Origin of the sequence: Ralstonia sp. AU12-08 (assembly GCF_000442475.1) — a bacterium.
Classification (GTDB): Bacteria; Pseudomonadota; Gammaproteobacteria; order Burkholderiales; family Burkholderiaceae; genus Ralstonia; species Ralstonia insidiosa.
Map to the genome: position 1 here is coordinate 23,849 of NZ_ASZV01000044.1, position 9,514 is coordinate 33,362.

The 9,514-nt window shown below is 65.7% G+C and carries 8 protein-coding genes; 5 read left to right on the plus strand and 3 right to left on the minus strand.

Going from position 1 to position 9,514, the window contains the following annotated elements; genetic code table 11:
* The 3 genes from C404_RS50080 (at position 1) to C404_RS50090 (ending at position 2,718) form a co-directional block, all read left to right on the plus strand.
* Positions 1-1,092: a COX15/CtaA family protein gene (locus C404_RS50080; protein ID WP_021196366.1), complete on the plus strand. Its 1,092-nt coding sequence runs from the start codon at positions 1-3 to the stop codon at positions 1,090-1,092.
* 10 nt (positions 1,093-1,102) lie between these two features.
* Positions 1,103-2,044 (plus strand): heme o synthase, encoded by a 942-nt coding sequence (gene cyoE, locus C404_RS50085; RefSeq protein WP_021196367.1) that lies wholly within the window; start codon positions 1,103-1,105, stop codon positions 2,042-2,044.
* Positions 2,045-2,112: 68 nt separating this feature from the next.
* The gene (locus C404_RS50090; protein WP_031329810.1) at positions 2,113-2,718 is read left to right on the plus strand and encodes an SCO family protein; all 606 of its coding nucleotides are present in this window, start codon (positions 2,113-2,115) and stop codon (positions 2,716-2,718) included.
* Between the two features lie 68 nt (positions 2,719-2,786).
* Here C404_RS50090 and rpoH read toward each other — a convergent pair whose 3' ends face one another.
* Both rpoH and C404_RS50100 read right to left on the minus strand, forming a co-directional pair.
* The gene (gene rpoH / locus C404_RS50095) at positions 2,787-3,710 is read right to left on the minus strand and encodes an RNA polymerase sigma factor RpoH (protein ID WP_021196369.1); all 924 of its coding nucleotides are present in this window, start codon (positions 3,708-3,710) and stop codon (positions 2,787-2,789) included.
* A gap of 199 nt (positions 3,711-3,909) precedes the next feature.
* Positions 3,910-6,834 carry a diguanylate cyclase domain-containing protein gene (locus C404_RS50100; protein WP_021196370.1) on the minus strand — a complete coding sequence of 975 codons (2,925 nt, stop codon included), beginning with the start codon at positions 6,832-6,834 and terminating at the stop codon, positions 3,910-3,912.
* A gap of 243 nt (positions 6,835-7,077) precedes the next feature.
* Here C404_RS50100 and C404_RS50105 point away from each other — a divergent pair, with 243 nt between their 5' ends.
* Both C404_RS50105 and C404_RS50110 read left to right on the plus strand, forming a co-directional pair.
* Entirely contained in the window at positions 7,078-7,485 is a 408-nt protein-coding gene (locus C404_RS50105) for an OsmC family protein (RefSeq protein WP_021196371.1), read from the plus strand.
* A gap of 20 nt (positions 7,486-7,505) precedes the next feature.
* Positions 7,506-8,375 carry a pirin family protein gene (locus tag C404_RS50110; protein WP_021196372.1) on the plus strand — a complete coding sequence of 290 codons (870 nt, stop codon included), beginning with the start codon at positions 7,506-7,508 and terminating at the stop codon, positions 8,373-8,375.
* A 10-nt stretch (positions 8,376-8,385) separates the two neighbouring features.
* Here C404_RS50110 and ybiB read toward each other — a convergent pair whose 3' ends face one another.
* On the minus strand, positions 8,386-9,408 hold the full coding sequence (gene ybiB / locus C404_RS50115; RefSeq protein ID WP_021196373.1) for a DNA-binding protein YbiB: 1,023 nt from the start codon (positions 9,406-9,408) through the stop codon (positions 8,386-8,388).
* Positions 9,409-9,514: the final 106 nt, after the last annotated feature.

Below are 9,514 nucleotides of genomic sequence, written 5' to 3' on the forward strand. Positions count from 1 at the left end.
ATGCTGCTGCAACTTGCTTCCATCGGCATCCTGATCGCGCTGATTCCGCTGTGCTACGTGCTGGTCAAGGGCGACCGCAACAAGTACCGCAAGCTGGTGTGGATCACGGCGTTCCTGACGCTGGACCTCATCATGTTCGGCAGCTTCACGCGCCTGACCGATTCGGGCCTGGGCTGCCCGGACTGGCCCGGTTGCTACGGCACGTCCAACCCCTTCCACGCGCGGGACGACATTCACGCCGCGCAAACGGCCATGCCGAGTGGCCCGGTCACGTGGATGAAGGCGTGGATTGAGATGACGCACCGCTACTTTGCGATGGCGGTGGGCGTGTTGATCATCACGCTCGTGGTGGTGGCGTGGGTCAAGCGCAAGGAGTTGAGGCAGTCCCCGTGGTACGCCACGGCCGTGCTGGCGCTGGTGTGCGTGCAGGGCGCGTTTGGCGCCTGGACGGTCACGCTCAAGCTTCAGCCATCGATTGTGGTGACGCACCTGCTGCTCGGCATGTCGCTGCTGGCGGCATTGATCTGGCTCGGCTGCAAGAACGATACGCCGCGCTTTGTCGATGGTCGTGGCGCATCGCTGCGGGTGCCGGCGGCGATCGGGCTGGTGTTGCTCGTCGTGCAGATCGCGCTGGGCGGCTGGGTCAGCACCAACTACGCCGTGCTCGCCTGCACCGACTTCCCGCTGTGCAATGGCCAGTGGGTGCCGGCGATGGACTTTGCGCACGGCTTTACGTTCTGGCGTGAGCTTGGCCGTACGGCGGGCGGCGATTTCATTTCGCACGACGCGCTGGTCGCGATCCACTGGACGCACCGCGTGTTCGCTGTCGTCGTGCTGAGCTACCTGGCATGGCTGGGCGTGCGCGCACGTCGCATTGATGGCATTGGTCGTGTGGCCACGGCGCTGCTGATTGTGCTGGCCGTGCAGCTGGCGACCGGCTTGTCGAATATCGTGCTCGGCTGGCCGTTGCTGGCCGCCGTGGCGCACAACGGTGGCGCGGCGGTGCTGCTGTTGCTGATGGTGCGTCTGCATTACCTGATCGGCTTGGCGCAAGAGCGCGCGCCGATCCCTGCGGCCGTGGCCGCCGTTTGATTGATTGTTTATGAATACTGTGGCAACCCCAACAACTTCCACTCAACTCCCCGGCTGGCGACACACTGCATCGCAGTATGCGGCGCTGACCAAGCCGCGCGTCACGCAGCTCGCCGTGTTCTGCGCCGTGATCGGCATGTTCCTGGCCACGCCGGGCATGGTGCCCTGGCCGGTGCTGATCGGCGGCGCGGTCGGCATCTGGTTGTTTGCCGGTGCGGCCTTCGCCATCAACTGCCTGGTCGAACGCAAGATCGACGCAATGATGCGCCGCACGGCGTGGCGCCCCTCGGCCAGCGGCGAGCTGGGCACGCGGCAGATCCTGCTGTTCTCATTGGTGCTGGGCGGCGCGGGCATGTGGACGCTGCACGTGTTCGCCAACGACCTGACGATGTGGCTGACTTTCGCCACCTTCATCGGCTATGCCATCATCTACACGCTGCTGCTCAAGCCGGCCACGCCGCAGAACATCGTGATCGGCGGACTGTCGGGCGCGATGCCGCCGGCGCTGGGCTGGGCAGCTGTCGCCAACAGCGTGCCGGCCGAGGCGTGGATCCTGGTACTGATCATCTTCACCTGGACGCCCCCGCATTTCTGGGCGCTCGCGCTGTACCGCCGTGCCGACTACGCCAAGTCCGGCCTGCCGATGCTGCCGATCACCCACGGCGAGAAATACACGCTGCTGCACATCCTGCTGTACACGCTCATCATGATTGCCGCGACCATCCTGCCGTTCGTGTACGGCATGAGCGGCTATATCTATCTGGTGACGGCGCTGGTGCTGGGCGGCGGCTTCCTCGCCTACGCGTGGCGCATGTACCGCAACTATTCTGACGCGCTGGCGCAGAAGACCTTCCGCTACTCGATCATCTATCTGTCGATCCTGTTTGCGGCGCTGCTGGTGGATCACTACTTCAAGTTCGGGCCTACGTTCACCCAAGGCGCGGCGCTGTGACGCACGGGGCTGCCGGCGAGCGCGTGCAGTTGGCGCTACGCTAGCAGCCTCTCCCCAAGACGATGACCATGCTCTCTTTCCGACACTTTCGCGCCGTTCTGTTTGCCGCATTGGCCGCCACCGTGCTGGCGCTGACGGCTTGCAGCGACAAGCCTGCCTTCACGAACCTCGACATCACCGGTGCGAAGAGTTTCGGCAAGGATTTCTCGCTGACCGACCACACCGGCAAGCGCCGCACGCTGGCGGACTTTCGCGGCAAGGTCGTCGTGATGTTCTTCGGCTACACGCATTGCCCGGATGTGTGCCCGACCACGCTGGCCGAACTGCGCGGCGTGATGGACACCCTCGGCAAGGATGCCGACCGCGTGCAGGTGCTGTTCGTCACTGTCGACCCCGAGCGCGATACGCAAGACCTGTTGGCCAAGTACGTGCCCGCGTTCGACCCGCGCTTCATTGGCCTGCGTCCGGCCGACGAGGCGGAGCTGAAGAAGGTCGCGTCCGACTTCAAGGTGTTCTACAGCAAGGTGCCGGGCAGCAAGCCTGACAACTACACGATGGATCACACCGCCGGCAGCTACATGTTCGACACGAAGGGCAATCTGCGTCTGTTCATCAAGCATGGTCAGGGTCCTGAGCCGATCGCACACGATGTCAAACTGCTGCTGAACGAGTGATCGCGTAACCCGCGCCCAAAAGAAAAGCCCGCCAATGTTGGCGGGCTTTTCTTTGTGAGAAGCGCAGCTTAGGCAAACGCCTGCAGCGCACCCTTCATCTTCTTCATCGCGGCCGATTCGATCTGGCGGATGCGCTCGGCCGACACGCCAAACTCGTCAGCCAGCTCGTGCAGCGTGGCGCCGCCCGATCCGTCGTCGTTCACGTTCAGCCAGCGGGCTTCGATGATGCGGCGGCTGCGGTCGTCCAGCTTGGCCAGCGCCGTTTCGATGCCTTCGCTTTGCAGGCGATCCTGGCTGCGCGACTCGATCACGCGGGTCGGCTCGTTGTGCGTGTCCGCCAGGTAGGCGATCGGGGCGAAGGATTCCTCGCCGTCGTCCATCTGGCCTTCCAGCGCAATGTCGCCGCCCGAGAGGCGCGTTTCCATCTCGCGCACTTCGGCGCCCTTGACGTTGAGTTCGGCCGCTACAGCGCTGATCTCGTCCGGCGAGAAAGTCGCCTGCGCATCCTGCTTATGGCTGCGCAGATTGAAGAACAGCTTGCGTTGGGCCTTGGTGGTCGCCACCTTGACCATGCGCCAGTTCTTCAGGATGTACTCGTGCATCTCGGCCTTGATCCAGTGCATCGCGTACGAGACGAGACGCACACCCTGATCCGGGTCGAAGCGCTTGACGGCCTTCATCAGGCCGATGTTGCCTTCCTGGATCAGGTCGGCATGCGGCAGGCCGTAGCCGAGGTACTGGCGGGCGATGGACACCACGAGGCGCAGGTGCGAGAGCACCAGACGGCGCGCCGAATCGAGATCGTCGTTGTCGCGGTACTCGCGGGCCAGACGTTGTTCTTCTTCGGCCGACAGCATCGGCACCCGGTTGACGCTCTGGATATAGGCGTCGATGTTGCCGAGGTTGCCGGGGAAGGCCAGTGCCCACGCGTTGCCCGAAGACTGCTGCGCGGCGATGGGAGAGACGGTATTCACGGGAATGACTGCGTTCACTCAGGACTCCTGTCGAAATCCAGTGGAAGTTTGGAAAAGCATCTTAGCACTCCAACCGGAAGAGTGCTAATAGGACATTTTGTGCTAGTTGATAGTTCCCGTAAATCAGATGATTGGCCTCAATAGGGTGACGATTGCGCCGCAGCAAAAGTGGCCGCGCACCCAGTCATAGACCACCATTGGCAGCGTCAGTTCTCGGTTATGCCGCCGTGTTGCGCCCGCGTGACTTGGCCCAATAAAGTGCACGGTCCGCTTCACGCAAAACCACGTCGGGATCACTGATATCCGGTGCTGGGCACGCCACCCCGATGCTCGCCGTCACATGCAGCGACGCACCGCCGCGCAGGAGGATCGGCGGGCGAACCGCACTCACCACCTTGTGTGCGGTGTGCAGCGCATCATCCGGGGCGTCGATCGGGTCCAGGAGGATGACGAATTCGTCACCTGCGAGACGGGCGACGGTGTCCGTGCGGCGGACGGCCTGCTGCAGGCGGCGGGCGACTTCCACCAGCACCGCATCCCCCGCGGCGTGGCCGTAGGTGTCGTTGATGTGCTTGAAGTGATCCACGTCCAGGTACAGCACGCCCATGGGAGCAGGCTGGCGCTGGCGGCGCTCCAGCGCGGTGCGCAGGCGCTCGTAGAGTTCGTAGCGATTGGCCAGGCCGGTGAGCGCATCGAAGCGGGCCATGCGCGAGAGCTCCATTTCGCTGCGCTTGGCCTCGGTCACGTCCTGCACGAAGGCGTAGAAGCCGCAGCGCTCGGCGCTGCAATCGCAATCCGCCGCATCCGGAACGAGCTGGCCACGCAGATAGCGCGTGCGGTGGCGCGGGCTGCCGGCGTGCGGCTTCTCATACCATGGCGCGTTGATCTCGAACTCGACCGTCTCGCCCCGCACCGCGCGGGTCAGATACGGCGCCAGCAGCGCATAGGTGCCCGGCGTGAAGACGTCCTGCGCCGGCTGGCCGCAGACCTCCTCGGGCGTGCGCTGCAGCCAGCGTGCGTGGGTGACGTTGCAGAAGGTGAAGATGCCGTCGGCGTTGATGTGCGAGACCAGCAGCGGGGCGTTGTCGAGCACCAGTGTGAGCGCGCGTTCGCTGCGGGCGAGGGCGATTTCGGCTGTGGTGCGCGCGGTCAGATCCTGCAGCACCGAGAAGTAGCCACGCAGCGTGCCGCGGTCATCGTAGTCGGGGTAGTAATGGCCGCTCAGGTAGCGCGGCTTGCCGGTGCGCAGCGAGGTGATGTCGAACTGCACCGGATAGCCAGCCAGCACCTCGGTCATGTAGGGCAGCAGCGTGCGGTAGTCCTCGGGCGTGTAGATCTCGCTGACGTGGCGGTCGATCATCTCGTCCTGCGTGCGGCCAAATGCCTCCAGCAGCGTGCGGCTGGCAAAGCGGACGACGCCGTCAGGATCGACATAGCTGAGCTGCGCGGGCACGTTGTCGGCCACCAGGCGCAGTTGCTCGCGGCTGGCGCGCAGAGCGTCGCGCCGGCGCTCCAGGCTCTCGTTGGCGATGCGCAGGGCGCGCTCAGACGCCGCCAGCCGGTTGGCAAACGGCCGCACCGTCAGCCGGATGGCCGCCACGCTGCCGATGATCCCGCACAGCATGAGCGCCGCCAGCCGCTCGAACTGGGCGCGCATGGGCGCATACAGCTCGGCGCTGGAGATCTTGCTGATCAACGCCAGGCCCGTGTAGCCGATGGGCATATAGCTGAGCGAGGTCGGCACGCCATGAATATCGCGCCATTGGCCGTAGCCCGACTGGCCCGCCAGCGCCAAGCGCGAGGGCAGCGTCCGCTGTTCGATGGTCTGCCTCGGCAACTCGAAGATGTGCGCATCGAAGCGCTGCGGAAACGACATCGCACGGCCGGCCGCATCGAGCCCCGACATGGCCAGCGTTTCCGTTGCGCCTGCATCGGGCAGGGTGGTGTAGCGGGCAGTCATGTGGGCCAGCGGCTGCTCGGCAACCAGCCAGCCGACCTGTACGCCGTCCACCAGGACCGGCGTTTCGGTGCGCATGGCAAAACCGTGGTTCCACTGCAGCGTGACGCGCTCAGGCGCTAGGCCAGCGTGCAATGCAATCGCCAGTTCCGGGTGCGACACCTCGGTGCCAAGGCTGATGACGCCCTCGCCGGCCAGCGTGCGCAGTTGCAGGTATGAGTAGCCCTGCTCGCGATAGGCCGCCAGCGCACGCTCGCCGTGCAGACGGGCCGCGTTGTCGGTGGGATGGCGCAGCGCCTCCTGGATGGGTGTGGCGGTAGCTACCAGCCGCGGGCTCTCCGCGTGCATCGCCAGCACCTGGTCAAACTCTTCGGCATAGCTCGACAGCGCGCGCGTTCGCGTGTTGCCGAATGCCACGCTGGCGCTATCGACCTGGATGATGAAGGCCGTGACGGTAGCGCCCAGGCCCGCCAGCACCACGCAGCCGCCGCTGATCCAGACGAGGGTGTCCTCTGGCGACAGCCGGATGTGGAACAGGCGCGGATACCGGGCTAGTGCCGCACACAGCACGCCCGCCACCACGAGCAGCGTGCAGCCGGCCGCCACGTCGGAGGCGCGCCAATGCAGCCAGGCCGGGTATAGATACTCCAGTGCCATCGCGCGGCCAAGCAGGTCTCCAACGCAGAGCAGGACCGACACGCCTAGCAACGCGAACAGCCACTGCGCGCGATGCGTCTGCCGTGCGGTCGGGACAAGACACAGCGCGCCCGCGCCCGTGGCCAGCGCCAGGGCGTGGCTCGGGTGCATACCGCCGATCCAGCCCGTCAGCCAGTCGCGCTCCAGCCAGACGTGCACGTCAGGAAAATCGAACGCCACGGGCCAGCCGCTCACCACCTCCACCAGGCGCAGCGTGCACAGCACGGCCACCGCACCACCGGCCAGGCACGCAGCCCGATCCGCCCAGCGCGCACTGGGCCGCAGCGCGCCGACCACCAGCGCGGCGAGGCCTGCACCCAGCAGCACGAGGTTCAGCCCCGTTGCAAAGACGATCACCAAGTGGTCGCTGCCGATCTTCACGCCGCGCGGCCAATGCAGCAGCCAGCTGACCATGACGGTCAGCCCAATCAGCGCGAGAACAGCGCCAATGCCGCCAGCTATGGCGACAAGCAGGCGGCGAGAAACCATGCGGTCGATCTGTCAGTGGGGCCCGAAGTGGGGCAGGTTCGGACGAACGTGCCCCAACCGGGAAATCGGCGCAAACGCGCGCTGCTTGAGCGTTTGTAGGGGCAAATTGCCCCACCCCCGACGACATGGGGGAGTCGCTCACCAGAAATGCGATGTGTACCGCACCCCGTGTGACGTCATGTAACTTCGCTACACTCCCCGGGTACCGTCACACCCGCCGTCGAACCGCACCCAGGAGCCGTCATGACCATCGTCGTCAGCAAAGACACCGAAGGCCTGTTCCGTCACAAAGTCACCTTTCCCGAAGGCGTCACGTTCTATACCGACGTCCCCAAGCCCACCGGCGAGGGCAGCGCACCCGACCCGCACGCCTACTTCGACGCCGCACTGGCGAGCTGCAAGGCGCTGACCGTCACGCTTTACGCCCGGCAGCGCAAATATCCGCTGGACTCCATCGACGTGGCTGTCGAGCATGACGGCAGCCAGGAGCGCCAGGGCCGCTACAAGCTGCGCACCGTGCTGACCCTGCACGGCGACCTGACCGACGAGCAGCGCGCCGACCTGCTGCGCGTGGCCGGCAAGTGCCCGATCCACAAGCTGATGACCGAAGTCGAGATCAGCGTCGACACCGAACTGGCCGCACGCGCCTGAAACGCCGAGGAACGCTCACCATGACATCCATTCAGCACATCATCGGCCCGCACGTACGCGACTTGGGCGGCTTCTCGGTCAAGCGCGTGCTGCCCTCGGCGGCGCGCCAGACGGTCGGCCCGTTCATCTTCTTCGATCACATGGGGCCGGTGGACTTCCCGCCCGGCGAGGGCGTCGACGTGCGCCCGCACCCGCACATCGGCCTGGCCACCGTCACCTACCTGTTTGACGGCAGCATGGTCCACCGTGACAGCCTAGGCAGCGTGCAGACCATCGTCCCCGGTGATGTGAACTGGATGACCGCCGGCAACGGCATCGCCCATTCCGAACGCTCGACACCCGAGGCGCGTGAGAAGGGCGCCCGCCTGCACGGCATCCAGACCTGGGTGGCGCTGCCGAAGGATCAGGAAAAGGTTGAGCCGAGCTTTGCGCACCATGGCGCCGACACGCTGCCCAAGCTCGACTGCCCCGGCGTGCAGGGCGTGGTCATCGCAGGGGATGCGTTTGGGCTGACGTCGCCCGTGAAGGTGAACTCGCGCACGTTGTATGTGGCGCTGGAACTGGCAGCGGGGGCATCGCTGGTGATCCCGCCCGAGCATGAAGACCGCGGTCTGTATCTCGTCGACGGCGCCGTCACGATCGACGGCGAGGCGCTCGACCTGCAGCATCTGGCCGTGCTCGAACCCGGCGGCGACGTGACGCTCACCGCGCAGGTGTCGTCACGCGTGATGCTGCTGGGCGGCGAGCCGACCGACGGCCACCGCCACATCTACTGGAACTTCGTCGCCAGCGACCGCGCTGACATTGAAGACGCTAAGCAGCGTTGGGAGAACGACGCCTTCGCCCACGTGCCCGGCGAGACGGAGCGCATTCCGCTGCCGTCCAAGTAAGACACGCTGATCAGGCAGGCTGCGCGGGCCGTGCGCAACGCACGATGGCGCGCACCTGCTTGGCAATCGGCTCTGGCAGGGGCTGCTTGCCGTCGAGCACCGCTTCAATCCATCGCGCCGTTGCTGCCACATCGGTGCCCGCCGGCAACTCGGGCGGCGTATCGCTCGATCCTTCCACCGCTTCGATCACTGTTTCGTGTGTACCCGCGTGTGCCCCATCACGCAGCCATTCCACCGCGCTGCCGCGCCGCGCATCGGCCACCGCCTCGCCCTCGGTGCCGCGTGCCAGCAGCACGTTGGCCGGGTGACGCAGGAAGTAATCGGTGAGTGTGTCGCGGTACTCGGGGTGGGTGTAGCTGACCAGACGCAGTGCTTCGTGCGGCGCGTGGTTGCCGATCGGCTGCAGCATCTTCACCACCGTGTGTGCGGAATTGCGCAGGCCGACGATCTCGCGCTTGTCCAGCAGCGTTGCCAGCTCCGGTGAGAGCACATCGATTGGTACGTAGGCCAGCCGGTCGTTCTCCAGCCGCTCGCGCGCTTCGTCCATGTTTTCGCAGATGGGCCAGCCGAGTGCCTCGAACAGCGTGGCCGTGGTGATGCGGCCGTCGAAGCGGCGGATGCCGTGCACCAGCACCGGCACGCCTTCACGTGCCAGCAGCTTGGCCAGCAGGGGCACCAAGTTGGGCTGGCGGCGGGCGCCGTTGTAGCTGGGGATGACCACTGGCAGTGCGTGTTCCGGCGTGTCGGGCGCGGGCAGTGGCCGGCAGTGGGCGTGGGTGGCTTCCAGCATGCCATCCAGCTCTTCCGGGGTTTCGCCCTTGATGCGGTAGGCCATGAGGATGGCGCCGAGTTGGATCTCGGCCACGCGGCCTTCGAGCATGGCGGTGAAGAGGGCTCGCGCATCGTGCTTGACAAGGGCGCGGGCGCCGTCTGCGCCGCGGCCGATTTCCTTGATGAACTTGGTTGCTGGGAAGGGGCCGTTAGCGGCGGCTTCTTCTGCGGCGTTGTCGGGGAGGATGGGGGGAGCGGGCATGGGGGTGGTGCGGTGGTATTGGTGTGGGGTTGATCATAGCGCTGTGGATTGCGCTGGCGCCACGGTAGGGTTTGGTTTGTTTCTGTGCTGTTGGTGCATCCCTTGT